The following is a 26,448-nucleotide window of genomic DNA, read 5'->3' on the forward strand; positions in this document are numbered from 1 at the left end:
TGACGGTGAGCATCCCTACGCCCTATGAAGACCTGCTGCGCGATGTCCTGGAACACGGCACGCACAAATCGGACCGTACCGGGACGGGCACGCTCAGCGTGTTCGGCCGACAACTGCGCTTCGACCTGGCAACGAGTTTCCCCCTGATCACCACCAAGCGCGTGCACTTCAAGTCCGTCGCCGTGGAACTGCTCTGGTTCCTCCGCGGGGAGACGAACGTAAAGTGGATGCAGGACCAGGGCGTGACCATCTGGAACGAATGGGCCGACGCCGACGGCGAACTCGGCCCGGTCTACGGCGTCCAGTGGCGCTCCTGGCCCACGCCCGACGGCGGCCACATCGACCAGATCGCAGAACTGGTGGAGAACCTCAAAACCAACCCGGACTCACGCCGACACATCGTCTCCGCCTGGAATGTGGCCGAACTCACGGACATGGCCCTGCCCCCATGCCACGCGTTCTTCCAGTTTTATGTGGCCGACGGAAAGCTCTCCTGCCAGCTCTATCAGCGCTCGGCGGACACGTTCCTGGGTGTGCCGTTCAACATCGCCTCCTACGCCCTGCTGACCTGCATGATCGCCCAGCAGACCGGCCTGGAACCCGGCGAATTCGTCTGGACCGGCGGCGATGTGCATATCTATGACAACCACATGGACCAGGTCCTCAAACAATTGACCCGTGAGCCCTACGACTACCCGCGGCTGGTGATCACCCGTAAACCGCAGTCCATCCTCGACTACACCCTCGATGACTTTGACGTGGTGGGATACCGGCACCACCCGACGATTAAGGCCCCGATAGCCGTATGAGCAACGACAAGATGCAGGGCGCACGGCCCGCCGACTTTGCCGGCACGCTGGCTGCCCTCACCGGGCTCGGCGTCGTCTGGGCCCAGACCAGCACCGGGGTCATCGGCAAGGACGGCGGCATGCCGTGGCGCCTCCCGGAGGACATGGCGCACTTCACCCGTCTCACCACCGGCCACCCGGTGATCATGGGCCGGAAGACCTGGGAATCGTTCCCGGACAAATACCGCCCGCTGCCCGGGCGGACGAACATCGTCATCACCCGGCAGGAGGGCTGGGGCGGCACACCGGGGGCGGAAGGCGCCGTCGCGGTCAAGTCCCTCGACGACGCGTTGCTGGAATCCGCGTTCGCGCCGGGCAACAACATGGTCTGGATCATCGGCGGCGGCACCATCTTTGGCCGGTCCATGGACCTCGCCGACGTCGCCGTCATCACCACAATCGACACCACCACGGAAGGCGACACCTTCGCCCCGGAACTCGGCTACGACTGGACAGCGGAATCAGCCCTGCCGCCCGACGGCTGGCAGACCGCCGACAACGGCACCCGTTACCGCATCAATGTGTGGCGCCGGACGGAGGGCTGAGGGATGTTAAAGAAGCCGGAAACCCTTTTTGTCCTCGGCTATATGCTGCTTCCGCTGCTGGCACTGCTCTCGGCGATTGTGGGACTGACCATGATCCTGGGTGACAGCAGGATCGTCGGGGCAGTCGTTCTCGTGGTGGTCACCCAGGTGTTCGTCTTCGGGGCGGTATTTGCGCTGCGGAAGCGCAAACACGCGCTGCTTTCGGAGCATAAGGGCGAGTAACGGCTGCCGCCGTGGCCGGGCGGGCCCGAATGGGGAGATCACCCCATCGCGGGATTCGGCCATTCCGGCTACATTGGAGCCGGTTAGATACCAATGCCGGAAGACATCAGGTCCCGGCTGGTGCACGGCGGGGCTGGTGCACGGAGAGGGGGAGCCGAAATGGCAGGAAACTTGTGGGGCGGCGACGTCACCCAACTGCGCACGCTCGCGCAGCAGTTTGGTAAGACGTCCGAGACGCTGCTGCAGCAGTCGACCACACTCACGTCGGCCATCAACAACAGCTCCTCCTGGAAGGGTGCCGACGGCGCCCGCTTCACGTCTGAATGGAACGGAAGCCACCGCGCGCTTATCCAGAAGACGGCCCGGGCACTCAAGGAAGAGTCCAAGCGGCTGCTGACGCACGCGGACCAGCAGGAGAAGGCCAGCGCCGCCGGGGGGCCTGGGACCACCGGATCCGGCGGAGGGCCGGGAACCATCGGCGGGGCCCGAAACGGCGCAGGCGGCTGGGCGCTGCTCGGCGGAGCGCTGGTGGGCGGAGCCGGCGGGCTCAAAGCCGCCATGGGCGTGCAAAAGCTCATCAAGGCGCCCCTGACCCTGGCCAAGAACACCGGCCAGCTGGGCTGGGTGCTGAACAACCAGCGCGCGGACTTTGTCAGGTCATTCGCGCAGGGAAAGCACCGGATCGGCGGTCCCGGATTCGCCCCGCACCGGCTGATCAGCAACCCGGCCCTTGCCAACCTGCTCAAAGGCTCCGCAGCAGCGAACCGCGGCCTCGCCGCGATCGACAAGGCCTCGGATATCGCGTCCCTGAGGAACCTCAACCAGTACATCGGGCCGCTGGCCAGGTTCGGGCCGCTGCTGGAGGAGAAACCCTGGCTCGGAGCCGGCACCAAGCTTGAGTGGCTCGGCAAATCCGGGCTCGCCCGCGGTCTCGGCTGGGCCGGCGTCGGTTTCAGCGCGGTCGACTCCGTGCGGAGTTTCGCCGATGGCGATGTCAAAGGCGGTATGGCCAGCGCAGGCAAGGGACTCCTCGCGGTCGGCTCCTTCCTGCCGCCGCCCGCGGGCACCGTCTGCCAGGTCGCCAGCGTGGGGATTGCAATCTACGAGAATTGGGACACCATCTCCAGCGTCGGGAAGAACATCGGGGAGGGTATCGTCAACGCGGTGCAGGACCCCGGCGAGTTCGTCAGTGACGCGGCAGATACCGCCAAAGATGCAGGCAAATCCGTGGCGAAGTTCTTCGGCTTCGGGGACTAGGAGACCACAATGACTGTCGAGAACGAGACGATGCAGAACGAGACTATGCAGAACGAGACAACGCAGGAGCCGCGGCTCGGCGTCGACGTGATCGGCTTTGGCGTGGGCGAATTCGCTTACCTGCTCAACGTGTTCGAGGGTCCCTGCCGGGACCGTTCGGTCGGCGTCTTCCGCGCCGCGGACATGGTGGACGATGTCACGCTGTCCACGGCCGGAGCATCGTCCCTGATGGCGCGGGACATGGCCAGCATCGATGATGACGGTGACCTGGGCGTGAAGGGGGTGGCCGCGGCCGTCGCCACGGCCCTCGGCACGGCAACCCGGTGGACCGAAGTATCCCTGCTCACCGGGGACACCATGGACAACGTGGTGCTGATCGAGGCTCCCGGCGTGGCCCTCATGCTGCAGCCGCGGCTGCTGGGAACCTGGTTCGTCTTCGCCCAGGACCCCGCTATCAGCTCCGCCGAAGCCACGCTCCGCCTGGTGCGCCGGCACGTAGAACAGCATGCCGGCGGCTCCGCCTACCTCGTCGTCAAGACCCTCGACGCCGAACAGCACCTGCTTGTCCGCCGCGAGGCAAGCTCGTGGACTACGGGCATTCCGGATTTCGCGGCCGATGAGGTCACGGAAACCGAAGGCCTGGACGACGGCGGGCTGCTGCGCGCCATTGAGGACATCCGTGGCCAGGCGTAGTTCGGATGTGCCCCAGGAACCGGGCTACCCGCACGCCCAGCCCGGGAAAGACGGTCCCATCCAGCGCCGGGCCGGGAACGGCGACCTGATTGCCTATACCGCCGAGGAGTACGGAGTCAGGAAGGACCGCGGCCACGGGCTGGTCAAACCCGTCGGCTCCTCCGGCGGCCTGCTCTTCCTGGCCATCCTTGCCTCGCTCTTCGCCGGCGGCGTTGCCTACGGCCTGGCCCGCATCGCGGTTGACGGCACCTGGGAGATGCTGGGCGACATCTGGTGGACTATCCCAGTGGGAATCCTGGTGCCGCTGGTCGCGTGGACCAGCTTCGCCAAGGAGCGCCGGGCCGGGAAACTGCGCAGGACGCGCAACCTCCCGAGGCCCGTCGAGTAACGGGGCGGCCGGTTGTAGCGCCGTGGTGGCGTAACCGGCTGCGCCACTGCGCCGGCGAAGTCTAAACTGGCCCAATGACTACAGCAGCTACTCCGTCCGTCGGACTGGTCGGTTGGCGTGGCATGGTCGGTTCCGTCCTGATGCAGCGCATGCAGGACGAGGGCGACTTCGCCACCATCAACCCGGTATTTTTCTCCACCTCGAATGCCGGAGGTGCCGCCCCGGCCCTTGCCGGTCCAGCCGTTGGCGACGCCGGCCGGCTCGAGGACGCGTTCGACGTCGAGACCCTGGCCAAGCTGCCGATCATCGTCACGGCGCAGGGCGGGGACTACACCAAGCTGGTCCACGGCGAACTGCGCAGCCGCGGCTGGGACGGCCTCTGGATCGATGCCGCCTCCACACTGCGGATGAACGACGACTCAATCATCGTCCTGGACCCGATCAACCGTGACGTGATCGATGCCGGCCTCGCCGGCGGTGTGAAGGACTACATCGGCGGCAACTGCACGGTCTCGTGCATGCTGATGGGCCTCGGCGGGCTGTTCAAGAACGGCCTCGTCGAGTGGGGCACCTCAATGACCTACCAGGCGGCCTCCGGTGGGGGCGCCCGGCACATGCGTGAGCTCCTGAGCCAGTTCGGCACGCTCAACGCCGAGGTCAGCACCGAACTGGACGACCCGGCGTCGGCCATCCTCGAGATCGACCGCAAGGTCCTGGCGCACCAGCGCACCGGCATCGATGCTTCGCAGTTCGGGGTGCCGCTGGCCGGCTCCCTGATCCCGTGGATCGACGCGGACCTCGGCAACGGCCAGTCCAGGGAAGAGTGGAAGGCCGGGGCGGAGACGAACAAGATCCTGGGCACCGCCGGCGATGACCACATCATCATGGACGGCCTGTGCATCCGGATCGGCGCCATGCGCTCGCACTCACAGGCCTTGACACTGAAGCTTCGGGAGGACCTCTCCGTCGCCGAGATCGAGGGGCTCCTCGGCGCTGACAACCAGTGGGCCAAGGTGGTGCCCAACACGAAGGAGGCCTCAATGGCAGACCTCACCCCGGTGGCGGCGTCCGGCACCCTGGACATCCCGGTGGGCCGCATCCGGAAGCTGGAGATGGGCCCGCAGTACATCAGCGCCTTCACGGTCGGAGATCAGCTGCTGTGGGGCGCGGCCGAGCCGCTGCGGCGTATGCTCAACATCGCCACCGGCGCACTCTAGGGACGTTCACCCGCCGCACGTCAGGGTCCCAAGAATCGCCGGTACTTCGCGGCCTGCAGCTCAAAGGACTTTTGAGCCGCAGGCCGCAGACCGTTGACGGCGTCGAAGGGCTGGGGCACGACGACGGCGCCCCGGCCGGTCGCGGAGCGCGCCCAGGTGCCGATCACCCCGCCGCCGGCCACAATGGTCTTCATGAACACGCCGTTGCCGCCCGGCACGATCCTGTTCGCATGCTCCGGCGGCACTACCAGGGACCGGTCGGTGTAGCCCAGCAGGAACTCATCAAAGCCCGGCAGCGCGAGCACCGTCCGCGCGCCGGGGACACCGCCGTCGAGCAGCGCCGCCGTCTCCGGGGAGAGCCAGTAGCTGGTCCCGTCAAACTCAAGTTCCACCAGTTGTCCCTTGACCTCGGCCAGCGCCGCCCGGACCTCTGTGAGCGGGATACCCGCCCACCAGGAGAAGTCACGCTCGGTGGCGGGACCGTGGCTGCGCAGGTACCGCAGCAGCCACTCCGCAATGCCCTCGGCCCGGTCCAGGGTGCGCGAGTCTTTGATCCAGTCGTCAAAGGCCATGACGAGCTGTTGGTTGCCGGCCAGCGGACCCTGCACCAGCCATCCCCGCTGGCAGAGGATCCCCAGCAGGTGGATGCCGCGCTGGCCGGCGCTGGACTGCCCGGACCGTTCGAAGGCCCGGAACAGCTCCGCGCGGCTGGCGGCTGATCCGCCGGCGACCAGCTGCAGCGCGGCGTCGGCCGCGGCGCCGACGTCGGCCGCGGAAATTTCGAGCTCCCGGTGACGTCCGGCCATACCCCGGAGCAGCCGATCGGCGGTAATGCCCAGGATCCATTTCAGGTCCTCGGGGGCAAGCAGGTGCAGCGTGCCGCGCATCGGCCAGGACCGGACAATTTCGCCCCGGTCAAGCGCCGACCGGACATCTCCGATACGGGAGCCCGGGACCCGCTGCCCGACGGCCCAGAGGGCTGCCTGTAGATCCTGGCCCTGCATCGCCGTCATCCACCGGACGGCGTCCGCGGCGCTGTTGAAGCCCGGCCCCACCAGGCCCTGCGACGCCAGCCGGAGCCGGCCGATGATGCCCTTGCTGAGCCGGGAGTTAACCGCTGCTGCCATGGACACATCCTAGGGCCGGGGACCGTCATTCCCCGCCCGGCCCGGCTCCGGCCCATGCCGTTCCCAGCCGCCGTCCAGCAGAGCTGCCTACCCTTGATGGATGACCATGAGTGAGATGTGGCCGCGGCTGCGGCCCCTGAGCAGGAGGCTGGCTGTGCTGGGCTGGGCCGCCAGCGCCGCCGGTATGGCAGCCGGCCTGGCCGTCGCGATCGCCAGCGGCACCCGGCTCTCCCCCATGATGAGCACCCTGCAGCTGACGGCCGGGGTGTGCATGGCGGTGTCCGTCACCAGTTTTGTCACGGCCGCCACGCTGCAGCCCCGCGCCGGGACACCGCACGAGGCCCGGCAGCGCGACCGGGAACTCCGTTTTGATTCCCCCGCGGACTTTCCCGCCACGGTGCAGAGTTTCCTGCTCGGTTCCCTCGCGCTGCTCGCCGGGGCCGTCGCCTTCGCCTGCGCCGGGTTGCTGCTCCGGAGCGGGCCCAGCGCCCAGTCCGTGGCTTTCTGCCAGGTCTTCCTGCTGGGCGCCGCGGCGTCCGGCTTCACCTTTATGCTCTTCAGCAAGGTCGGCCCGCCCGAGACCGCCCCGCCCGGCAGCAGCGACTGACTCCGCCGCCGGCGGCTCGTAGCCGGGACCCCGACTTCCCTGGAGCCCGACTTCCTAGAGCTCGACGCCGATCAGTAGCGGTTCCCGGTGCAGTTCAATCCCGAAGCGTTCGACGACGCCGCGGCGTACCTCGCGTGCGATCGCCAGCATGTCCGCGGTGCTGGCACCACCGCGGTTGGTGATGGCCAGGGTGTGCTTGGTCGACAGGGATGCCCGGCCGCCGGAGATACTGTCCTGCCCGAGTCCGAAGCCCTTGCCGTAGCCGGCCTGGTCGATCAGCCAGGCCGCCGAGAGCTTGGTCATCCCCTCCGCGCCACCCGGATAGCGCGGGGCGTCCGCCGGCAGCTGCGCGGCCACATCGGCTGGCACAATCGGGTTCGTGAAGAAAGAACCGGTGGAGTAGGTGTCCCGGTCTGCCGCATCCCAGACCATGCCCTTGGACGCCCGAAGTCGCAGCACCTCCCGGCGGACCTCGTTCGCGTAGGCCCGCTGCCCGGTATCGACGCCGAGTACCCGGGCGAGTTCTGCATAGCGGATCGGGGAGCTCATCCGGCCCAGCGGCAACTGGAACTCGACGGTGAGCACCACATAGCGCGGGGATCCGTGGACCGTGGTCTGTTTCAGCAGGGAGTCGCGGTAGCCGAACTTCAGCTCCGAGTTGGTGAACGTCTTCACGGCCGTGCGCTCCCGGTCCCAGGTCCGCACCGCGGCGATGGTCTGGGAGACCTCCGAGCCGTACGCACCGACGTTTTGGACCGGGGTGGCGCCGGTAGCGCCCGGGATGCCGGACAGCGCCTCGATGCCGGACCAGGCGTGCCGCACGGCGTGTTCGACCAGGGCGTCCCAGTTATGGCCGGCCTGGACGACGACCGCCACGCCGCCGCAGGAGTCCTCCGAGTTGACGGTGAACCCCTCGGAGGCGATTTTCAGCACCGTGCCGGGGAACCCGTCGTCGGACACCAGCAGGTTGGAGCCGCCGCCGATGATGAGCAGCGGCTCGCCGGCGGCGTCGGCCGAGCGGACGGCGTCGATGATTTCGGTCTCGGTGCGGGCTTCGATGAAAGTGCCGGCGGGGCCGCCGACGGCAGCCGTGGTCAAGTCAGAAAGCAGAATCTGGGTCACCCGACCAGCCTAACGGGGATGAGCCGGTTCCGTGGCCCGCCCGCCAGGGCTACGCCGGGCCGGCCTTCCGCGCCACCGGGGACAGCAGGAAACTGACCACAAGCATCACGATGACGGCCAGCAGCGAGTGCAGGATTCCCACGTGTTCCGCCAGCAGGCCCAGCAGCGGCGGCCCGCAAAGGAACGCGCCGTAGCCGATCGTGGAAACCACGGAAACGCGGGCGGCTGCCTTGACGGGGTCGTCGGCGGCGGCGGACATGCCCACCGGGAAGCCCAGCGAGGCGCCCAGCCCCCACACGGCCAGGCCCACGTAAGCCAGCCACGGCACCGGCGCAACGACGAACAGGCCGAGGCCGAGCACGGCCAGCGCGGCGCACCAGCGCATCACCGGGACGCGGCCGAAGCGATCCAGGACCAGGGTTCCGGCGAAGCGGCCCACCGTCATGAAGGTGACGAAGAGGCCGTACCCGGCGGCTCCCGCGGCGTCGGACTGGCCGTAGCCGTCGGCGAGCGCCAGCGCCACCCAGTCCGCCGCCGCCCCTTCGGCGAGGGCAAGCCCCAGCACCAGGACGCCGAGCAGCAGGGTCCGGCGGTCCCGCCAGGCCTGCGCGATCCGGCGTTTGTTGTCCAGTGGCTCCCCGGGGCTGGCGGCGGCGGTGATGATGGCCAGCGGGCCGGTGGAGGGATCCTCGAAGGTGTCCGGTGCAGCAGGCCTGGCGTTCTGTGGGACCTCCACCGCAGTTATGTCAGCCAGGAACCACCCCGCGGCGGTCGCTACGGTGAAGGCCACGAGGATCCCCACGGCGGCGAGATGCCAGAAGACCGGAACATTCGCGCCGGCGGCCCATGCCCCGGCCCCTGCGCCTGCGACGGTGCCCAGGCTGAAGGCTCCGTGCAGCCGCGGCATGATGTGCCGGCGCACAGCCCGTTCCACTGCGGCGCCCTCGACGTTGGAGGCCGTGTTCCAACTGGCCGTGCCCAGACCAATGACGATGAGTCCCGCGGCCACGACCAGCGGGTTGACCAGTACCGAGGTGCCGAACCCGGCGAGAACCAGACCGGCGCCGACCATGATGCTGCCGATCCGGATGGTCTGCTTGGATCCAAAGCGCAGCACGATCAGGCCGGAGGCGGACACGGAGATGAAGGAAGCAAACGACAGGCTGAGCAGCAGCAGGCCGATGTTCCCCGGTGTGAGTTCGAGGCCGTCCCGGATGGCCGGTAGCCGGGACACCCAGCTGGCGAAGGCGACGCCACTCATCGCGTAGGCCGCGACGACGGCGTTGCGCCAGCGGGTGGTCTCTGCAGCCGTTGCAGTGTCTGTCTTCACTGCAGCGACAGGCGGGTTCAGGCCAGCCTGACGACGGCCTGGGCCTTCACCAGAACCTTCTGGCCGGCCGAGACGACCGTGAGGTCGACGCGCGCGGTGCCGGCCCCGGCGTCGAGCGCCCCGATGGCGCCGCTGACCTCGATCACGGCACCGGCGTCGGGCGTCCCGGTGGTGTCGGCCACCGGGACGGGCTTGGTGAAGCGGGTCTGGAAGTCGACGACGGCGGCGGGGTCGCCTGCCCAGTCGGTCACGAGCTGGACCACTGCGCCCATGGTGAACATGCCGTGGGCGATGACCCCCGGCAGCCCGACGCCGGTAGCGAATGAGCCGTTCCAGTGGATCGGGTTGAAGTCGCCCGAAGCGCCGGCGTACCTGACCAGGTCCGTGCGGGTGACGTCGATGCTGCGGCTGCCGATGTCCTGGCCGACCGTGAGTTCCGAGAATGTGGGTGTCATGTCTACTGCCCCTCTCCGCGGACCAGAATGGACGAGGTGGCGGTGGCCACGGCCTCGCGGGATTCGACGCCGGAACCGTCGGGGGCGCCGCGGGAACCGTCGCCGGCGTCGTCGCGGGCACCGTCGCCAGCGTCGTCGCGGGCCAGGGCGAAGATTTCCGAGCGGGTGGTGATCATTGCGCCGCCGCCCATGGCGCGGACGCCGTCGACGTGCAGTTCGGCCACCAGCCGGTCGCCGGCGATGATGGGCCGGTGGTGGCTGAAGCGCTGGTCTGCGTGGACCACGCGGGAAAAGTCGATGCCGGAGTCCGGGTCTTCGATCAGCTGGGCGTCGGCCCGCTGCGCGACGATGATCGCGAAGGTGGGCGGGGCCACCAGGTCGCGGTGGCCCAGGGCCGCTGCCGCGCCGACCTCGAAGTGGGCGGGGTGGGTGGCTTTGACGGCGCGCGCGAACTCGCGGATCTTCTCGCGGCCGACGTCGTACACCTCTGCGGCAGGGTAGCTTCTGCCCTGCAGATCCGGATTGATAGTCATGGTTCCAGCCTAGCGGGCCTGCGCGCAGCTCATCTGTTGTGACACCCCGCCGGCCACCGCGGTATGATGAAAACATCAACTCATCAATTCATGCGGACTCTTTCCAGCCCGCAGCGCAGAAAGGGAGCGGACCAGCCGTGATTTCAACAGCACAGAGCCCCTTGTATGAGATCAAAGCCAACCTGTTCAAGGCTCTTGCCCACCCGGCCCGAATCAGGGTGCTGGAACTCCTGGCCGCGGCCCCGGAGAACTCGGCGCCGGTCAGCTACCTGCTGGCAGAGACGGGCCTTGAAGCCTCGCACCTGTCCCAGCACCTGGCCACGCTCCGCCGGCACGGGGTAGTCACGTCGGTGCGGACAGCAAACGCGGTGACCTATCGGCTGGCGCATCCGATGATTTCGGGGCTGCTCTCCATCGCCAGGACCTTCCTATTGGACAGCCTGGCCGGCTCCAACGAACAGCTTCGGCTGGCGCAGGAGTTGCCGGGCGGACACCTCGCAGTCCGCGTCGGCGGCGCCGCTTCCCCGGCCGAAGGACCAGCCACCTCCCCCACAAAAGGATCGGCAATATGAGCATTCCGCCAGAGCCCCGCATCGCCGGCAGATCCACCGGGGAAGACCCCCGCACACTGCAGCCCCGCGGGGTGCAGCCCGTCCAGGGCCGGCGGTTTTTGCTGCGGACCTTCCTGCCGTCCCGCCGCGACTACGACGGACTTCGCTCAGCCTGGCGGGCTGACCTGGTGGCTGGCATCACGGTCGGCATTGTGGCCCTGCCGCTGGCCCTCGCCTTCGGCGTCAGCTCCGGCGTAGGCGCCGAGGCCGGACTCATCACCGCGGTGGTGGCCGGCCTCGTGGCCGCCATTATGGGCGGTTCCCATGTCCAGGTCTCCGGCCCGACGGGCGCCATGGTGGTGGTGCTGGCCCCGGTGGTGGCACTCCACGGCGTCGGCAGCATCGCCCTGGTCTCGCTGATGGCCGGCGTGCTGGTAATCCTCCTTGGCCTCAGCGGGCTGGGCCGGGCCGTGGCGTTCATCCCCTGGCCGGTGGTGGAGGGTTTCACCCTCGGCATCGCCCTGATCATTTTCCTCCAGCAGGTGCCCATGGCCACCGGCACCGAGGGGATCCCCGGCCACAACACCCTGCTGGCCGCCATCGAGAGTGCCTCCCGCGCATCGTCGCCCACCGTATTGCAGACGCTCGCCGTCGTCGTGGGGGTCGCTGCCATGATGTACCTGCTGCCGAAGCTGCACAAGTCCCTGCCCGCGAGCCTGATCGCGGTGCTGCTGGCCACCGTCGCCGCCGAGCTGCTCCGGCTCGACATCCCCAGGATCGGCGCCCTGCCGCATTCCCTGCCCGCGCCGTCGATGCCCTCCCTCGATCCGGGTGCGCTGGGCGGGCTGCTCATGCCCGCGGTGTCCATCGCGACACTTGCCGCCATAGAATCCCTGCTCTCAGCCCGGGTGGCCGCCGGCATGGTGGGTCCGGACGGCAGGCCCTCCGGAGCCTACAGCCCGGACCGGGAGCTCACCGGGCAGGGACTGGCGTCCGTCGCGGCAGGATTCTTCGGGGGGATGCCTGCAACCGGCGCCATCGCCCGGACCGCCGTCAACGTCCGCTCCGGCGCCAAGACACGGCTCTCCGCGATCGTCCACGCGCTGGTGCTGCTCGCCATCATCTACCTCGCAGCCGGGCTCGTCGGGAAGATCCCGCTGGCGGTCCTGGCCGGCATCCTGATGGTGACGGCAACCCGCATGGTTTCACAGCGCACGGTCACCGCCATCATGCGCTCCACCCGCGCCGACGCCTTCGTCTTTGTACTGACTGCCATTATCACCGTGGCCTTCGACCTGATCGTCGCAATCGAAATCGGGTTTGTCGCCGCTGCCGTCTTCACGCTGCGGAAGTTCGCCTCCCTGAGCGGGGTCCGGCGCGAGGAGATTCCCGGGACACCCGTCTCCGGGGACGGACATATCGCCATCCTCAGGCTGGACGGGGCCATGTTCTTCGGCGCCGCGGAACGCGTGCTGCAGGAAATCAGCCAGGTCAGGGACATCCAGGTCGCCATCATCCGGCTCTCGCAGGTCAGAATGCTTGATGCCACCGGGGCCCACACCCTGGTGGAAGTCATCTCGGCGCTGGAGCTGCGCGGCATCACGGTCCTGCTCAAGGGTGTCCAGCCGCAGCACCTGGACCTTGTGACGAACGTCGGGGTGATCCGCTCACTGCGGCATCACAAGCACCTGTTCTCATCCCTGCCCGACGCCGTGGAGCATGCCCGCAGCCATGTCCGGCGGAACGCCGAGGCTAGCGCTTGAGGTTTTTCCGGATGGTCTGGCCGCGCACCACAATCCCGGCGATGTGCAGGACCAGGCCCAGGCCGATGACCGGCAGCGAGGCTACGCTGAGGGCCTGGTTGCCCGTGGAGTTACCCACCAGATTGAGGACGATGCCGGCGGCAATCAGGGCCATGGCACTGAAAACCAGCACCTTGTATGTGGTTGGCGCGGAGTCCCAGAATTCTTTCAGCACCGGGCCAGTCTATCGGGGCGCACCGGAAACGCTGCGAGGCGCAATCTTCCTGGCGACGCTCAAAATACCTGGCGACACGGTAATACGGGGCGCGTCCGGTATTTCGCGCGTCGCCAGGAAATTCAGGCCTCGAATGCCGGAAGACCCCGCGGACCCTATAACAGGGAGCGGTCACGGGGTCCCCTCTGCTTCGGGTGGCGGCTACAGGGCCGGCTGCACGCCAAACGCTACCGCGAGCTTCATGATCTTCTCGGCGCGGCCCAGGCGGGGCAGATCCGAGCCGTCCCGGATGACGCGGCCGCTGGCCTCGAAGTCGGCCATGAAGTCCGTGGCCCAGGCGACGTCGGACGGCGTCGGGCTGATGACCTCGTTGATGACGTTGGTCTGGTCGATGGCGAGGCACAGCTTGCCTGTCATGCCCATCATCACGGTGATGCCGGTCTGCTCGCGCAGGATCGGGTGGTTGGTGCCCACCGTGGGTCCGTCGATGGGGCCCGGCAGGTTGCCCACCCGGCTGGCGACGACGAGCTTGGCGCGCGGGTAGGCCATGGCCTCGGCGGTGGCCGCCATGCCGGTGTCGCGGCGGAAGTCGCCGGAGCCGAAGGCCAGCCGGAACGCACCCTGGGCCCTGGCGATGTGGTTGGCCTCCTCGATGCCGACGGCGGACTCGACGAGCGGTATGACCGGAGTCTTGCCGTCCATCCGGTGGAAGCTTTCGGTGACCTGGTCCGCGGACTCGGTCTTGGCCAGCATGACGCCCAGCAGCCCCGGGGTGCCGCGGAGGCCGGCGAGGTCGTCGGCCCAGAACGGGCTCGTGGCGTCGTTGATCCGCACCCAGGCGTTGCCGCCGGCGGCCAGCCACTCGACCACGTTCGCACGGGCGGCGTCCTTCTGCGAAGGATCCACGGCATCCTCGATATCCAGGATGATGGCGTCGGCACGGGAGACGGAGGACTGATCGAACAGCTCACGTTTCGTCGCATTGACCAGGAGCCAGGAGCGGGCGATTTCAGCCGGAACGTTGCGTTGAGGCCGGACGATCCCGGCAGTGGTGGTAGAGGTCATGTATCTACGCTAGCCGTTCCGGGGCGACTCCCGCTAAGCGATCCTTCCCTCAGGGCGACCATTACGACCAAAATCACGTCCCGCCCCAACTGGCTGGCAGTTAAGGCCGTTTTGGACGTCCAAAACGGCCCCTGCTGCCAGCCAGTTGGGCGGGGCACAACGGAGTCCTGCTACGGGATGTTGCTGCCGCGGGCCGTAACCCAGAGCCGGTACCACTCGGCCCGGGTCATGGCCGCGGCGACATCCGCGGCGCCGGCACAGGCCCGGATGCGGTCCGGGTTGGCGGTGCCGATCACGGGAGCGATCCCGGCCGGGTGCTTGATCAGCCAACCCAGCAGGACCGCCTCGCCGGTTGTGTTCTTTTCCGCGGCCAGCTCGGCGACAAGCGCGGCGGTGGCCTCCTCCGCGTCGCTGGGCGTCGCGGCCGGCGCCCCCGTGTACAGCCCGCGGGCCAGTGCGCCGTAGGCCTGCAAAGTGATCCCGTGCCGGACGCAGTGCTCCACGGTGCCGTGCGGGAAGCTGTAGTCCGTAGCGTCGGCGTGGTTGACAAGCACGGTGCTTTCCAGCCAGGCCCGCTTTGACAGGCCCATTTCCAGCTGATTGGCGACCACCGGGGTCTCCAGCCGGTCCTGCAGCGCCTCAATCTGCGCACCCGACATATTGGACACGCCCAGGGCCCGCACCTTGCCTTCCGCCATCAATTGCCCGACGGCGGCCGCCACCTCCGCGGGGTCCATCAACGGATCCGGGCGGTGCAGCAGCAGCACGTCGACATAGTCCGTGCGCAGCCGCTCCAGGCTTTCGTTGACCCGGGCCAGGATGGCGTCCCGGCTCAGGTCGTAGTGCGTGTCCAGCCCCTGTTCATTGAGCCGGATGCCGCATTTGGTCTGCAGCCGGACCTTGTTGCGCAGGCCCGGGATGTTCGCCAGGACCTCGCCGAATACCGCCTCGGCCTTGCCGCTGCGGTAGATGTCCGCATGGTCGAACAGGGTGATGCCGGCGTCGAGGGCCGCATCGACGGCGGCAGCCGCCTCATCCACCTGTGCGGACGAGAACGGTTCCGCCGACCAGCTGCCGCCGAGGCCCATGCAGCCGTAGATCAGCTCCTGGCCGGGCCGGCCGTTGTGCGGCCCGGCCTTGGAAACCGAGGGACTCACCGCAGCCAGACGGTGGTGTTGCCCGGCAGCAGCTTCCCGTCGAGCGGCCCGCTGCTGACAAGCACGTCGCCGGCGGGGAGTTCCACCGGTATGTCGCCGAAATTGGTGACCGTCTGCCAGCCGCCCGGCCGGCTGAAGTGCAGGACGTCGTCGCTGCCGGATTCCAGCCAGTCCAGTTCCTCCGAGGTCTGCAGTTCGCGGCGCAGCTTGAGTGCCTTGCGGTAGAGCTCCAGGGTGGAGCCCTCCACCCCGTCCTCGGCCGCAACGGCGTAGCGGCTGAACCAAGCCGGCTGCGGCAGGTGGGCGCCGCCGTCGCCGAAGCCAAACGAGGAGCCTTCGGGAGTCCAGGGCAGTGGCACGCGGCAACCGTCACGGCCGATTTCGACGCCTTTGTTCCGGAAGAAGGTGGGGTCCTGCCGCTGCGCGTCGGGGATCTCGGCGACTTCCTGCAGCCCCAGCTCCTCACCCTGGTACAGGTACGCCGAGCCGGGAAGTGCCAGCATCAGCAGGGTGGCGGCGCGGGCACGGCGCAGGCCGAGTTCGACGTCGAGCTCCTCCGCCGGGGCGCCGGCAAGCAGCCAGCCTTTGCCGTCCTGGCCCTTGGCATGCCGGCCGCCGCCCTTGGGCAGGCCATACCGGGTGGCATGCCGGACGACGTCGTGGTTGGAGAAGACCCAGGTGGACGACGCACCGGACTGCGTGGCCTCGGCCAGGTTCCGGGTGATGATCTCGTGGAAATCCTCGGCGTCGAAGTCGGCCTGCAGGAGGTCGAAGTTGAACGCCTGGCCCAGGCCCTCCGGGCTCGCGTAGCGGCCGCGGCGGCTGGCGTGGACCCAGGCCTCGGCAACGGCGGTGCGCGGCGGGTTGTACTCATTGAATACCTCGCGCCACTCGACGTAGATCTCGTGAACCTCGTCGCGGTCCCAGAACGGGTGCGAACCGTCGTCGTGCCCGTCAGCGCCAGTGCCTGCGGGATTCAGCTCCACCCTGGACAGCAGCGGTTCGGTGAGGTCCTTGGTCAGCGCGTGTGCCACGTCGACGCGGAAGCCGTCCACACCGCGGTCGGACCAGAAGCGGAGGGTCTTGAGGAAGTCGTCGCGGATTTCGCGGTTGGACCAGTTCAGGTCCGGCTGCTCCTTGGCGAAGATGTGCATGTACCACTGGCCGGGGGTGCCGTCAGGTTCGGTGATGCGTTCCCAGGCCGGGCCGCCGAAGACCGATTCCCAGTCCGAGGGCGGAATCTCGCCGTTTTTGCCCGTGCCGTCGCGGAAGATGTAGCGTTCACGCGCGTCGGAGCCGCGGGGCGATGCGAGGGCTTCCTGGAACCAGATGTGGCGGTTGGAGGAATGGTTCGGCACGATGTCCGCGATCAGCTTGATGCCGGCGGCGTGGAGGGCTGCGGACATCTCATCAAAGTCATCCAGGGTGCCCAGCTTGGGGTCCACATCGCGGTAGTCGTCGACGTCGTAACCGCCGTCGGCGAGAGCCGAGGGGTAAAACGGACTCAGCCAGACGGCGTCGATCCCGAGGCCCACCAGGTACGGGACCTTCGCGGTAATGCCCTTGATGTCGCCGAGGCCGTCACCGTTGGAATCGGCGAAGCTGCGCGGGTAGATCTGGTAAACGGACGCCTGGCGCCACCAGTTGGGGTCGGCGGCGAGGTCGGAACCGGACAGGGTTGCCAGCGTGGCGGTATTGGGCAAGGGATGATCCTTCGGAGCTCGGAACGGTTTCTGTTATTTTGGATACAAGTATTTTAGATACAAGCTAAATATATTGCCTGAACAATTATGGGTCCGGATCCGGAAGAGGTCAAGATTTGAAGCCGACGGCGGGCGCGGCCACACCCCGGCTGCTGCGCCGGGTGAACGCCCAGGCAGTGCTGGGCTTCATCCGGAGCACCGACGTGGCCACCGGAACCGGGCTGATGGCGCATACCGGGCTCACCCGCGCGTCGGTCATCGCCGTCTGTGAGGACCTCATCCGGCGGGGCTGGATCCGCGAATTGGAGGCCCGGGACGAGGAACGGCCCGGCAACCCGCGGAAGGGCCGCCCGGCGCGGCGCTTCGAACTCAATTCCCGGGCCGGGTTTGTCCTCGGGATCGATATCGGCGCCGCAACCACCACCGCGGCCGTCGCGGACCTGCGCGGGAGCGTCCTCGGGCGGTCCAGCGAGAGCTTCCGGGCCGCCGACATCCCCGCCGCGGAGCGCATCGACGTCGTGGACCGGGTCTGCCGGCAGGCCCTTGAAGCCGCCGGGACCGATGCCCGCCAGGTGCTCGCGGCCGGGGCAGGCATTGCGGCCCCGGTGGACCGGGACGGCAACGTGCTGGTGACCCAGCACTTTTGGGGCCTGTTCGACGTCGGGCTCCGCGCCGCCCTGAAGGAGTTGCACGGCTGGACGGTGCTGCTGGAGAACGACGCGAACCTCGCCGCACTCGGCGAACGCTGGCGGGGTTCCGGCGCCGGGGTGGACGACCTTGTTGTGCTGCTGGCCGGCGAACGGCTGGGCGCCGGGGTACTGGAGTCCGGCCGGCTGCTGCACGGCCGCAGCGGCGCCGCCGGCGAAATGGGTTACCTGGACATGGTCGAGGGTGTCGGCTCGAGCGACGGCATTGCGAGCCTGGCCCGGCAATGGTCCGCGGCCGGCGGCGGCGCGGCCGGCGGCACGGTGAGTGCTCGTCGCGTGTTTGCGGACGCCGCCGCCGGCGATCCGGCGGCGCTGGCGATCCTGGACCGGATCTCGGAGCGGATGGCGCGCGTCATCGCCACGGTGGCGAGCTTCATCAACCCCGAGCAGGTGGTGATCGGCGGCGCCGTGGCGGAATCCGCGGGCGTGCTGCTGCCCGGCATTACCGCCCTGCTCCCCCGCTTCACCGCAACCCCGCCGCGTGTGACGGTCTCCCCGTTGGGCGACGCAATCGTCACTATGGGCGCCATCCGGCACGCCCTGGACTACGTCGAGGCGAACGCCCTGGAGCTGGAACTGCGGGGATAGGACCAGCACTTTTTGAGGGTGACACAGGCTTTGCTCAAGATTCGGCAACGATTCGCTACCTAAGCCGCAAGATTGCTGCAGCATGCCGAGTCTGGCGGCGTACCCTCCATAGACTGACCTCACTTCCCGGTCTCCCCCCGCCGCCACGCTGAGGTTTCAGTGTGGCGGCGGACTCATGAAAGACAAAAAGTGAATTCAATACGGAAGACGACAGCGCTTCTGACGGCGTTTGTTGTTACTCTCGCCTCGCTCACCGCCGTGACGCTCTCGCCTGCCTTGGCTGATCCGGCGTCGACCCCCACCACGACCTCGTCACCTGTGGCGACGCCGACGCCGACGGCCGCTGTCTCCCCCGATGCCATAGCCTCGCCCACACCAGCACCTTCTCAACCGGCAACCATGGCTCCCCATGAAGTGGCCGAGTCGCAGGCCTTGGTAACTCCGGAGCCTTTGTTCACCGAAGTCGTTGGGGGCAGTCGCCCCACGTCCAGCTCCTCCGTGGAGAGCACGTCGGCACACGGGAAAAAAGGGGCTGCACCACACGAAGCAACCACCGAGGCTTTTTCCCTTGCTCGCGGTGGCAATATCAAGGTGAAGCTGGTGATGGTCCAGCTGGCGGACAGGAAAGCGGCCATCTCAGAATCGGCCGCTAGGGCGGCAGTCAACACCAGCAGTGACTATTGGAGCGCCATATCCAACGGCAGACTGCTGATGAGCGTCACCGAGGTCGAAAACAGGACCAGCAGAGCGACGTCGACCCAGAGCTATTCCTCGATGATGAACACCATCGCCGGAGAAATCGGCTGGGTCCCCAGCGCCTACACGGCACTCGTGGTGTTCGTTTCCGCACCCACACTCTCGGACGGGGCGTATGGGGCGGGCTGGAGCTACAACGGAACCAGCGGACGCGTCCTTATGCCGCTCCCGGCGACGCTGACCAGGAGCGTCCTGACCCACGAATTCGGGCACGTCCTGGGTCTGATGCACGCGAACAGGCTTCGCTGCACAAATGGAGCCGTGGACACGGCCAGCAACGCAGACGGGTCATTCGCCAACGGTTCGTGCAGCACCGAAGAATACAAGGACAATCTCGACCTGATGGGTGTTTCACAGCCTAGCCAGCCGGTGGTGAGCTCCCCCATTTATGAGTTTGGCGGATTCGGCTCAGGCAACGAGGTTAGGAACCTGGGGAAGGTAGCCGGGAAGAACTCCTATCAGTTGAATGCCTGGGGAAGCGCGGACGACAACCGCGCCATCAGGTTCGCGGATCCCGTCAGCGGAGAGACGTACTATCTCGAACTTCGTCTTCCGGTGGGTAACGATGCGGCAACGGCCGTCGGCGGCAACCGCGGAGTCAAAGTCGTCCAAGCATACGGCGCGGGTTCCATCGCCCTGCAGCCCAGCACCACCACGTTCAACGGCTACTTCAGCTATAACCAGGCATGGCAGCCCGGACAGACTTTCAAGACCCACGCAGGGACCAAGGTCACCATCGACTGGATCTCGAATTCGGCTGCAGGCATCACGATTGATGCATTGCCGCCGGCCAAGCCGGTTCTGGTCGCCCCCGGCGATTTCAACGGCGACGGAATCGCAGACCTCATTCAGCGCAAGGCCAACGGCGAGCTCTGGCTCTACCCGGGCGACGGCACCGGCAAGTCCCGGATGGGCCAACGAATTGGGACCGGCTGGGAAGTCTTCACCAGTATCCTCGGCACTGGCGACTTCAACGGTGACGGCAGGAACGACCTGGTGGCCAGGAGGTTCGATGGCTCCCTCTGGTTCTATGCTGGCACCGGCCGGATTTCCAGCGCCAGCGAGGGATATCTCAGCGGGGTGAAAATCGGCGACTACGGCTGGGACGCCTTCGACGTGCTGCTGGGCGTCCGTGACTTTGACGGCGACGGCAAGCCGGACATCCTGGCCCGTCGCCCTGACGGTGTATTGATGCTGTACCCGGGCATGGGCACGGGCCGCCCGGGGACACCCCGCAATATCGACTACGGCTGGGAAGTCTTCGACCAGCTGATCCCGATTCAGGATTTCAACGGCGACGGAACCAATGACCTCGCCGCGCGGCGTCCTGACGGCTCTCTCTGGCTGTACTCGAACTCCGGTCCGGCGAAGCTCATCAGTCCCCAGCAGATTGGAACGGGCTGGGGCATCTATACCACCATCATGGGCGCCGGCGACGCCAACGGGGACCGTACCGCTGACTTTGTGGCAAGCCAGGCCGACGGCAGCGTCTTTTTCTTTGCCGGGACCGCTATGAGGGACCAGGGCTACACTGGTGCCCGGAAAATCGGCGACTTCGGCTGGGAGGCCTTCGACTCCCTGACGGCCGCTGAAGACCTTAATGGAGACAAGATCGCGGATCTGCTGGCGCGCAAGCCGGACGGAAGCCTCTGGTTTTACCCTGGCAACGGACACGGCGCCTACGGAACGGCACGCAAGATTGGCGACTACGGCTGGGAGGCCTTCAACTCCTTGATCGGCATCCGTGACTTCACCGGTGACGGCAAGAATGACCTGTTGGCCCGCAAGCCCGACGGCTCCCTCTGGCTGTACCCCGGCACCGGGCGCGTGGACGCCACGAGCTCAGGTTTCTCGGCCCCGAAGCGAATCGGAGACTACGGCTGGGATGTCTTCACCGCTCTGACGGGAACCGGAGATTTCAATGGGGATGGCAAGAACGACCTGCTGGCAAGGCGGGCTGACGGCTCCCTCTGGCTTTACGGTGGCACGGGCACCGTCAGCGGCAGCAACGTCGGCTACACCGGGGCCGTGAAGATCGGCGACTACGGCTGGGAAGCTTTTGACCAGCTGGCCGGGACCGGGGACTTCAACGCGGACGGCAAGAACGACATTATCGCCAGGACGTTAGATGGCATGCTCTGGATGTACCCGGGGGACGGAAGAGGAAATCTCACCACCCCCCGCAGGATCGGAACAGGCTGGAACGTTTTTGACACGGTCCTGGGAGCCGGAAAGCTGAACGCCGACGGTTTCCCCGACCTGGTTGCCCGGCAGCCGAATGGTTCGCTCTGGGCCTACTCGGGGACCGGCATGCAGCCGAACGAGGGTTACATCGCCCGTACCTTCGCCGCTTCGGTGTCGTAGGCAGGAGAGCTGATCTTCAAGGCGCCCAAGCGAGACAGAAAAGGGGCCGGTCCGTCTACGACCGGCCCTTTCCTGTCTTCCCTCCGTCATCACACGGGCGGGCTCATCCGGAATAATCATGGTGCGCAGGTCCAGCCGCCGAGGCACCCTGCCTGCCACCTCTGGGTCCATATCGGGCTCGTTGCGGGCCGCCACGACTTCCTGGCGGGCAGCGTCGAGGGCAATTTACTGCGCAGCGACCACCAGGTCTCGCTTGGTTCACTAGCTCGTTACTCTTCACCGCCGCAATAGCCGACCGCTGTGGGACCGCCGCCAGTAGCAGCGCGCAGGCCGCCAGCGTTTTCAGGCCGCGCATTCCGCACTACCTGCGAATCGGGACTTCCCACGTCAGCGGCACATCAGACACGCCCTAGCCCAGCGCCGCCAGGGCACCCGCGAGCGGCAACGTGCCGTCCCGGAACTCGATGGTCCGGCCGGCGAGCGAGGGGAGACCAAGCACGGCTGCGGCAACCAGGGCCACGTTGTCCCGTGCTGTTCCCTGGGCCTCTGCCGCGTCGGCGGGGTCAACGTCGATCAGTCCGTTGCCGGGTCCGTCGGTGAGCGTTCCGGGGCCCAGGATGGTCCAGTTCAGGGCGGTGCCGCGCAGGTAGGAGTCCGCGGCCGCCTTGGCCTCGGCGTAGGCGAAGAAGCTGTCATCCTTGGGGACCCCGTGGTCCGGCCCGGCCCCGAGGTAGGAGACCATGATGTAGCGTCCGACGCCGGCCTCGGCCGCAGCGTCCATCGAACGGACGGCGGCGTCACGGTCCACCGCGTAGGTCCGCTCCGGGCTGCCGCCGCCGCCGGCACCGGCGGACCACACGACGGCGTCGTGGTTCCGCAGCGCCTCGGCGATCTCCGCCGTCGTCGAATGTTCAACGTCCAGCAGGGCCGGCGTGGCGCCGGTGGCGGCGACGTCGGACTGGTGGTCCGGATTGCGGACAAAGGATGTCACGTCCTGCCCTTCTGCTGCGAGGATGCGGGAAAGTTCCAGAGCCACTTTGCCGTGGCCACCGATGATTGCGATTCGAGTCATAACACCATTCTGTCCCAAAACCTCGGCCCGCGCCCGTTGCGCTATCACTTTTGGTTGCTTTCGGGCGGCCGGAGCCACTCCAAGTGACAGGGTAAACGGGTGAAACAAAAGAACCCCGCAGGCTGGCCTGCGGGGTCTTATCTGGTAGCGGTGGGGAGGCTCGATCTCCCGACCTCACGATTATGAGTCGTGCGCTCTAACCAACTGAGCTACACCGCCACAAATGAGGAAAACCCGTGCTAAGCCGGTCAAAAAACCGCCTTGACACAGGCCCTCATTCAGAGCCCCCCACCGGAATCGATCCGGTGACCTCGTTCTTACCAAGAACGCGCTCTACCACTGAGCTAGGGGGGCAACGAGTAAATACTTTACCGGAAGATTCCGCTCCCAACAAATCGGCGCCGGGAGGGCTTACGAAGGCCCCGAATCCGGCGGAAACCCGGGCTTCCGGGGTGTCCAGAAAGCACAGGCCGATGCCCGGCCTGGGCCCTGCGGGAGCCCCTGGGCCACGGATGTGACCAAAGGAACTCACACAAGATCGGGCCGGCTTAGGAGCCGGCCCGATCTCAGGGTGATTCAGTGCCTAGCAGCGGTGGTTACCACTTGTTGCGGGGCTTGAAGCCGCCTTCGGTGCGGGGCTTGCGGGCCGCGTCGGTACCGACGCCGCGCTCGGCACGGTCGCTGAACGAGCGTCCGCCGCGGTCGGCGGAGGACCGCTCGCCGTCGGGCTTGCGGAACTCGCGCTTGAAGCCACCATTGCCCTTGAAGTTCCCGCCGCCGCCCGAGTATCCACCACGGTCGCTGCCGCCGGAGAACCCGCCGCGGTCGCCGCCGCGGCTGCCGCCCTGGTAGCCGCCCCGGTCGCTTGCGGGCGAACGGCCGTTGTCCAGCTCGAGGTGGATCAGCTCGCCGCCGATCCGGGTGCGGGACAGAGCCTTCAGCTGGTCGGCGCTCAGGTCCGCAGGGAGCTCCACGAGGGAGTGGTCCGCACGAATGTCGATGCCGCCGATCTGGGCCGAGGAAATGCCGCCTTCGTTGGCAATGGCGCCAACGATGGAACCCGGCATAACGCGCTGACGGCGTCCGACGGCGATCCGGTAGGTGGCGTTGCCCTCGGTCAGCGAGCGGGTGGGACCGCGTGAGCCGAAGCCATCCTTAGCCCGCTCGCGCTTCTGGAACTCAGGAGCCGCAGGCAGTTCCTTGACCAGGAGCGGCTGACCGCCCTGGGCCATAACGGCCAGTGCGGCAGCGATCTCCGAGGCGGGGACGTTGTGCTCTTCCTCGTAGGAGGAGATGAGGTCGCGGAACGCCGCAACATCCTCGGACGCAAGCGTCTCGGTGATCTTTTCGGCGAACTTGCCCAGGCGCAGCGTGTTGACCGATTCCGCGGTGGGCAGGTGCATCTGCTCCACCGGCTGGCGGGTCGCCTTCTCAATGGAGCGCAGCAGGTACTTCTCCCGCGGCGTCATGAACAGGATCGCGTCACCGGACCGGCCTGCACGGCCGGTGCGGCCGATGCGGTGGACGTAGGACTCGGTGTCGTGCGGAATGTCGTAGTTGACCACGTGGCTGACGCGCTCAACGTCAAGGCCGCGGGCCGCGACGTCGGTAGCGACCAGGATGTCGATCTTTCCGTCGCGCAGCGCCTCGACCGTGCGCTCACGCTGCTGCTGCGGGATGTCGCCATTGATGGCGGCAGCCTGGAAGCCGCGGGAGCGCAGCTTGTCGGCCAGATCCTCGGTGGCCATCTTGGTCCGCACGAAAGCGATAACGCCCTCGAACTCTTCGACCTCGAGGATGCGGGTCAGTGCATCGAGCTTGTGCGGGCCCATGACCTGCAGGTAGCGCTGGCGGGTGTTGGCGCCGGTGGTGGTCTTGGACTTGACCTGCACCTCGGCCGGGTTGTTCAGGTACTGCTTGGACAGCCGGCGGATCTGGCTCGGCATCGTGGCGGAGAACAGTGCAACCTGGCGGCCCTCGGGGGTCTGCTGGAAGATCTGCTCAACGTCTTCGGCGAAGCCCATGCGCAGCATCTCGTCAGCCTCATCCAGCACCAGGTACTGGAGTTCGGACAGGTCGAGGGAGCCTTTGGCGATGTGGTCGATCACTCGCCCGGGGGTACCGACAACAACCTGGGCGCCGCGGCGCAGTCCGGCGAGCTGCGGGCCGTAGGCCGAGCCGCCGTACACCGGGAGGACGGTGAAGTCGTCGATGTGCTTGGCGTAGGAGGTGAAGGCCTCGGCGACCTGAAGCGCGAGCTCGCGGGTCGGTGCAAGAACCAGCGCCTGGGTCTTGCGGGACGGGCCGTTGAGGTCGTGGAGCTCGGCCAGGCGGGACAGCGCCGGTACTGCGAATGCTGCAGTCTTACCGGTACCGGTCTGGGCCAGGCCCACGACGTCGCGGCCTTCGAGCAGCAGCGGAATGGTTGCTGCCTGGATCGGGGACGGCTTCTCGTAGCCGACATCCTGCAGGGCGGCAAGAACACGGGCGTCGATGCCGAGGTCAACGAACTTGACACCGTCATCTTCGGGCTCTTGGTCCTTGGCCGGCGCAGCCTGCGTGGCGGGGTCAGCCTGCTTGGCGGACTCCGTCTGCTTGGCGGAGTCCGCGGACTGGGTGTCGGGGTCAGCGGACGTGGTGTCAGCCTGCGCGGAGTCTTCGGCAGCAGCCGGAGCCTCAACGTTGGCAGGAGCCTCGGTGAATTCCGGGGCGGAGCCGGCTGCGTGTGCAGCCGTTTCAGAAGTCTCGACGTCGACGTGGCTATTCTCGGTGGCGAGTTCAGTATCGACGGAGTTGTTCTGATTTTCGGGCATAGGTGAAATTTCCTCATCCATAGGGGCCAAGCGGCACAACCCGAGGTGAGCGGAGCCGCAGTACGCGTGACCGGAAGTGCCGGGCATACTTTGACCGGCCGGTCACATAGAAGTCCGGCGCTTTCGCAATCCCGTGGCAGGACTTCCCGCTGCATCTCTTGGCTGCTATCCCAGCAGTCTGTACAGCGTTTTCTTTAGCCGGCTCTCCCTATGAAAATGCCCGCATCACAATTTGCGGGCCCCAACACTTGCCAGTCCTGCCTCAAGAATTGGGCAGGAATAAGGGATTTCCGGAGTGGGGGATGTTTCAAGTGTAAGGCATTGATGCGCGCAAGGTAACCCAAACGGCTTACGACGGCGGTGAGCTTGCGCACACGGGCCGTCCCGCCCTGCGCCGCGGGGACATGCCCATTCTTCGCACCCGGGAACTGGACACAATGACACTATGCCCACCCGCTGCCCCCGGCGCGGGGCATGTCCCTGAGCCCGGACGCATCAGCGCGCCCGGCCACCCCGCCCGGACCCCTGTCGAACTAAGGAAAATGCCCGTTAGACGCCGAGCCGGCGCTGCAGCTTCTCGAAATATTCGTGGTACTCGGGCTGGAGGCGGATCTCGCCGTCGGCGTCGGCGTCCCGCAGCGCCTCCATGTCCTCGACCGTGGGATCGCTGAACCATTGACCGATGGTGACCCCGTGGGTGGGGACAAAGATCCGATGGATGTGGTCCCCGGCCTGAATGGTGCCCGTCCTGATCACCCTGAGGTAGGCACCCACCCGGCCGGCCTCGCCGAACCGCTTCACCCAGTGCGGCACGTCCATCCGCCGCTGGAACGTGGCGCAGGGTACGCGGGGCGAGGTCACCTCGACCTCAACATCCAGTCCGATCTTCCAGCGCTCCCCGATGATCGCGTTGCTCGCGCTGATCCCGGTGATACGCAGGTTCTCGCCGAAGACGCCCGGCGGAAGCTCGCGGTGCAGCTCCGCGGCCCAGTAGTCGGCGTCGTCCTGGGAATAGGCGTAGAGTGCCTGGTCCTCGCCGCCGTGGTGGATCCTGCTGGCCTGGATGTCGCCGTGCAGGCCCAGCTTGTGCACCCGCACAGGTCCGTCGACAGGACGCTTATCGATGGCTGTAACGCCCACGCTGCCGGGGTCCGGGAGCAACTGGTGTACGCGGCAGACGGCAAGCAGAGATGCGGTGTCCATGGCACCAGTGTAGGCCCGTGTCCCCCGTGGCCGGGCGCTGCGGCCGGTACGCGGAGAGCTGCCCCGCTATTCGCTGGCAGGCGAAACGGATGGCGGTTAGGCTGGCACCGGCACTACGGCCGCAAGCCAGGGGAATGCAGGGGACAGC

The 26,448-nt window shown here is 67.2% G+C and carries 25 protein-coding genes and 2 tRNA genes; 12 read left to right on the forward strand and 15 right to left on the reverse strand.

The features are described from left to right. Window positions 1–5: 5 nt before the first annotated feature. From RCH07_RS12355 to asd, 7 genes are all read left to right on the forward strand, one after another. A complete protein-coding gene (locus RCH07_RS12355; RefSeq protein WP_326967772.1) occupies window positions 6–809 on the forward strand; it encodes a thymidylate synthase in 804 nt (267 codons plus the stop codon). Then, a complete protein-coding gene (locus tag RCH07_RS12360) occupies window positions 806–1,393 on the forward strand; it encodes a dihydrofolate reductase (protein WP_326967773.1) in 588 nt (195 codons plus the stop codon). Before RCH07_RS12355 ends, RCH07_RS12360 begins: the two co-directional genes overlap by 4 nt. A 3-nt stretch (window positions 1,394–1,396) precedes the next feature. Continuing rightward, window positions 1,397–1,615 (forward strand): NF038396 family protein, encoded by a 219-nt coding sequence (locus tag RCH07_RS12365; RefSeq protein WP_326967774.1) that lies wholly within the window; start codon window positions 1,397–1,399, stop codon window positions 1,613–1,615. Window positions 1,616–1,774: 159 nt separating this feature from the next. Then, complete coding sequence (locus tag RCH07_RS12370; protein WP_326967775.1) at window positions 1,775–2,872, forward strand: WXG100 family type VII secretion target; 1,098 nt, start codon at window positions 1,775–1,777, stop codon at window positions 2,870–2,872. 9 nt (window positions 2,873–2,881) lie between these two features. Beyond that, on the forward strand, window positions 2,882–3,565 hold the full coding sequence (locus RCH07_RS12375) for a hypothetical protein (protein WP_326967776.1): 684 nt from the start codon (window positions 2,882–2,884) through the stop codon (window positions 3,563–3,565). 7 nt (window positions 3,566–3,572) lie between these two features. Beyond that, window positions 3,573–3,953, forward strand: coding sequence for a hypothetical protein (locus RCH07_RS12380; RefSeq protein ID WP_326967777.1), 381 nt, complete (start codon window positions 3,573–3,575; stop codon window positions 3,951–3,953). Between the two features lie 74 nt (window positions 3,954–4,027). Continuing rightward, a complete protein-coding gene (asd, locus tag RCH07_RS12385) occupies window positions 4,028–5,170 on the forward strand; it encodes an aspartate-semialdehyde dehydrogenase (RefSeq protein WP_326967778.1) in 1,143 nt (380 codons plus the stop codon). A gap of 20 nt (window positions 5,171–5,190) precedes the next feature. Here the strand turns inward: asd and RCH07_RS12390 are convergent, their stop codons facing one another. Beyond that, window positions 5,191–6,297 (reverse strand): winged helix DNA-binding domain-containing protein, encoded by a 1,107-nt coding sequence (locus RCH07_RS12390; protein ID WP_326967779.1) that lies wholly within the window; start codon window positions 6,295–6,297, stop codon window positions 5,191–5,193. A gap of 100 nt (window positions 6,298–6,397) precedes the next feature. Here RCH07_RS12390 and RCH07_RS12395 point away from each other — a divergent pair, with 100 nt between their 5' ends. Beyond that, complete coding sequence (locus tag RCH07_RS12395; protein ID WP_326967780.1) at window positions 6,398–6,904, forward strand: hypothetical protein; 507 nt, start codon at window positions 6,398–6,400, stop codon at window positions 6,902–6,904. Window positions 6,905–6,958: 54 nt separating this feature from the next. Here the strand turns inward: RCH07_RS12395 and RCH07_RS12400 are convergent, their stop codons facing one another. The 4 genes from RCH07_RS12400 to RCH07_RS12415 form a co-directional block, all read right to left on the reverse strand. Further along, on the reverse strand, window positions 6,959–8,026 hold the full coding sequence (locus RCH07_RS12400; RefSeq protein ID WP_326967781.1) for a UDP-N-acetylmuramate dehydrogenase: 1,068 nt from the start codon (window positions 8,024–8,026) through the stop codon (window positions 6,959–6,961). Between the two features lie 49 nt (window positions 8,027–8,075). Further along, on the reverse strand, window positions 8,076–9,287 hold the full coding sequence (locus RCH07_RS12405) for an MFS transporter (RefSeq protein ID WP_326967806.1): 1,212 nt from the start codon (window positions 9,285–9,287) through the stop codon (window positions 8,076–8,078). Window positions 9,288–9,373: 86 nt separating this feature from the next. Further along, a complete protein-coding gene (locus RCH07_RS12410; protein WP_326967782.1) occupies window positions 9,374–9,811 on the reverse strand; it encodes a MaoC family dehydratase in 438 nt (145 codons plus the stop codon). Window positions 9,812–9,813: 2 nt separating this feature from the next. Next, a complete protein-coding gene (locus RCH07_RS12415) occupies window positions 9,814–10,344 on the reverse strand; it encodes an FAS1-like dehydratase domain-containing protein (RefSeq protein ID WP_326967783.1) in 531 nt (176 codons plus the stop codon). Window positions 10,345–10,481: 137 nt separating this feature from the next. Here RCH07_RS12415 and RCH07_RS12420 point away from each other — a divergent pair, with 137 nt between their 5' ends. Continuing rightward, window positions 10,482–10,916: an ArsR/SmtB family transcription factor gene (locus RCH07_RS12420; RefSeq protein WP_326967784.1), complete on the forward strand. Its 435-nt coding sequence runs from the start codon at window positions 10,482–10,484 to the stop codon at window positions 10,914–10,916. After that, window positions 10,913–12,658, forward strand: coding sequence for a SulP family inorganic anion transporter (locus RCH07_RS12425; protein ID WP_326967785.1), 1,746 nt, complete (start codon window positions 10,913–10,915; stop codon window positions 12,656–12,658). Before RCH07_RS12420 ends, RCH07_RS12425 begins: the two co-directional genes overlap by 4 nt. Here RCH07_RS12425 and RCH07_RS12430 read toward each other — a convergent pair. From RCH07_RS12430 to RCH07_RS12445, 4 genes are all read right to left on the reverse strand, one after another. Next, the gene (locus RCH07_RS12430; RefSeq protein WP_326967786.1) at window positions 12,648–12,872 is read right to left on the reverse strand and encodes a DUF3188 domain-containing protein; all 225 of its coding nucleotides are present in this window, start codon (window positions 12,870–12,872) and stop codon (window positions 12,648–12,650) included. The two genes, RCH07_RS12425 and RCH07_RS12430, sit on opposite strands and share 11 nt — an antisense overlap. 201 nt (window positions 12,873–13,073) lie before the next feature. Then, window positions 13,074–13,937 (reverse strand): HpcH/HpaI aldolase/citrate lyase family protein, encoded by an 864-nt coding sequence (locus tag RCH07_RS12435; protein ID WP_326967787.1) that lies wholly within the window; start codon window positions 13,935–13,937, stop codon window positions 13,074–13,076. A gap of 170 nt (window positions 13,938–14,107) precedes the next feature. After that, a complete protein-coding gene (locus tag RCH07_RS12440) occupies window positions 14,108–15,094 on the reverse strand; it encodes an aldo/keto reductase (protein ID WP_326967788.1) in 987 nt (328 codons plus the stop codon). Next, entirely contained in the window at window positions 15,091–16,797 is a 1,707-nt protein-coding gene (locus tag RCH07_RS12445) for a glycoside hydrolase family 13 protein (RefSeq protein WP_326967789.1), read from the reverse strand. The genes RCH07_RS12440 and RCH07_RS12445 overlap by 4 nt, the downstream gene beginning before the upstream one ends. 116 nt (window positions 16,798–16,913) lie before the next feature. Between RCH07_RS12445 and RCH07_RS12450 the strand changes: the two genes are divergently transcribed. Further along, window positions 16,914–18,092: an ROK family protein gene (locus RCH07_RS12450; protein WP_326967790.1), complete on the forward strand. Its 1,179-nt coding sequence runs from the start codon at window positions 16,914–16,916 to the stop codon at window positions 18,090–18,092. A gap of 173 nt (window positions 18,093–18,265) precedes the next feature. Here the strand turns inward: RCH07_RS12450 and RCH07_RS12455 are convergent, their stop codons facing one another. After that, complete coding sequence (locus tag RCH07_RS12455) at window positions 18,266–18,466, reverse strand: hypothetical protein (RefSeq protein WP_326967791.1); 201 nt, start codon at window positions 18,464–18,466, stop codon at window positions 18,266–18,268. Window positions 18,467–18,695: 229 nt separating this feature from the next. Between RCH07_RS12455 and RCH07_RS12460 the strand changes: the two genes are divergently transcribed. Next, window positions 18,696–21,212, forward strand: a complete 2,517-nt coding sequence (locus tag RCH07_RS12460; RefSeq protein WP_326967807.1) for an FG-GAP-like repeat-containing protein — start codon at window positions 18,696–18,698, stop codon at window positions 21,210–21,212. A 409-nt stretch (window positions 21,213–21,621) separates the two neighbouring features. Here the strand turns inward: RCH07_RS12460 and RCH07_RS12465 are convergent, their stop codons facing one another. From RCH07_RS12465 to RCH07_RS12485, 5 genes are all read right to left on the reverse strand, one after another. Beyond that, window positions 21,622–22,284 carry an NAD(P)-binding oxidoreductase gene (locus RCH07_RS12465; RefSeq protein WP_326967792.1) on the reverse strand — a complete coding sequence of 221 codons (663 nt, stop codon included), beginning with the start codon at window positions 22,282–22,284 and terminating at the stop codon, window positions 21,622–21,624. 142 nt (window positions 22,285–22,426) lie between these two features. Then, window positions 22,427–22,503, reverse strand: a tRNA-Met gene (locus RCH07_RS12470). 63 nt (window positions 22,504–22,566) lie between these two features. Continuing rightward, window positions 22,567–22,638, reverse strand: a tRNA-Thr gene (locus RCH07_RS12475). Window positions 22,639–22,880: 242 nt separating this feature from the next. Further along, window positions 22,881–25,097, reverse strand: coding sequence for a DEAD/DEAH box helicase (locus RCH07_RS12480; RefSeq protein ID WP_326967793.1), 2,217 nt, complete (start codon window positions 25,095–25,097; stop codon window positions 22,881–22,883). Window positions 25,098–25,646: 549 nt separating this feature from the next. Continuing rightward, entirely contained in the window at window positions 25,647–26,300 is a 654-nt protein-coding gene (locus tag RCH07_RS12485) for an MOSC domain-containing protein (protein ID WP_326967794.1), read from the reverse strand. Window positions 26,301–26,448: the final 148 nt, after the last annotated feature.

This window comes from Arthrobacter sp. CG_A4 (assembly GCF_035985125.1).
Classification (GTDB): Bacteria; Actinomycetota; Actinomycetes; order Actinomycetales; family Micrococcaceae; genus Arthrobacter.

Coding starts and splice junctions, on each gene's coding strand:
- RCH07_RS12360 (WP_326967773.1), top strand. CDS start 806: ATGAGCAACGACAAGATGCAGGGCGCACGGCCCGCCGACTTTGCCGGC.
- RCH07_RS12365 (WP_326967774.1), top strand. CDS start 1,397: ATGTTAAAGAAGCCGGAAACCCTTTTTGTCCTCGGCTATATGCTGCTT.
- RCH07_RS12370 (WP_326967775.1), top strand. CDS start 1,775: ATGGCAGGAAACTTGTGGGGCGGCGACGTCACCCAACTGCGCACGCTC.
- RCH07_RS12375 (WP_326967776.1), top strand. CDS start 2,882: ATGACTGTCGAGAACGAGACGATGCAGAACGAGACTATGCAGAACGAG.
- asd (WP_326967778.1), top strand. CDS start 4,028: ATGACTACAGCAGCTACTCCGTCCGTCGGACTGGTCGGTTGGCGTGGC.
- RCH07_RS12390 (WP_326967779.1), bottom strand. CDS start 6,297: ATGGCAGCAGCGGTTAACTCCCGGCTCAGCAAGGGCATCATCGGCCGG.
- RCH07_RS12395 (WP_326967780.1), top strand. CDS start 6,398: ATGACCATGAGTGAGATGTGGCCGCGGCTGCGGCCCCTGAGCAGGAGG.
- RCH07_RS12405 (WP_326967806.1), bottom strand. CDS start 9,287: ATGAGTGGCGTCGCCTTCGCCAGCTGGGTGTCCCGGCTACCGGCCATC.
- RCH07_RS12410 (WP_326967782.1), bottom strand. CDS start 9,811: ATGACACCCACATTCTCGGAACTCACGGTCGGCCAGGACATCGGCAGC.
- RCH07_RS12415 (WP_326967783.1), bottom strand. CDS start 10,344: ATGACTATCAATCCGGATCTGCAGGGCAGAAGCTACCCTGCCGCAGAG.
- RCH07_RS12425 (WP_326967785.1), top strand. CDS start 10,913: ATGAGCATTCCGCCAGAGCCCCGCATCGCCGGCAGATCCACCGGGGAA.
- RCH07_RS12435 (WP_326967787.1), bottom strand. CDS start 13,937: ATGACCTCTACCACCACTGCCGGGATCGTCCGGCCTCAACGCAACGTT.
- RCH07_RS12460 (WP_326967807.1), top strand. CDS start 18,696: ATGGTCCAGCTGGCGGACAGGAAAGCGGCCATCTCAGAATCGGCCGCT.
- RCH07_RS12465 (WP_326967792.1), bottom strand. CDS start 22,284: ATGACTCGAATCGCAATCATCGGTGGCCACGGCAAAGTGGCTCTGGAA.
- RCH07_RS12480 (WP_326967793.1), bottom strand. CDS start 25,097: ATGCCCGAAAATCAGAACAACTCCGTCGATACTGAACTCGCCACCGAG.
- RCH07_RS12485 (WP_326967794.1), bottom strand. CDS start 26,300: ATGGACACCGCATCTCTGCTTGCCGTCTGCCGCGTACACCAGTTGCTC.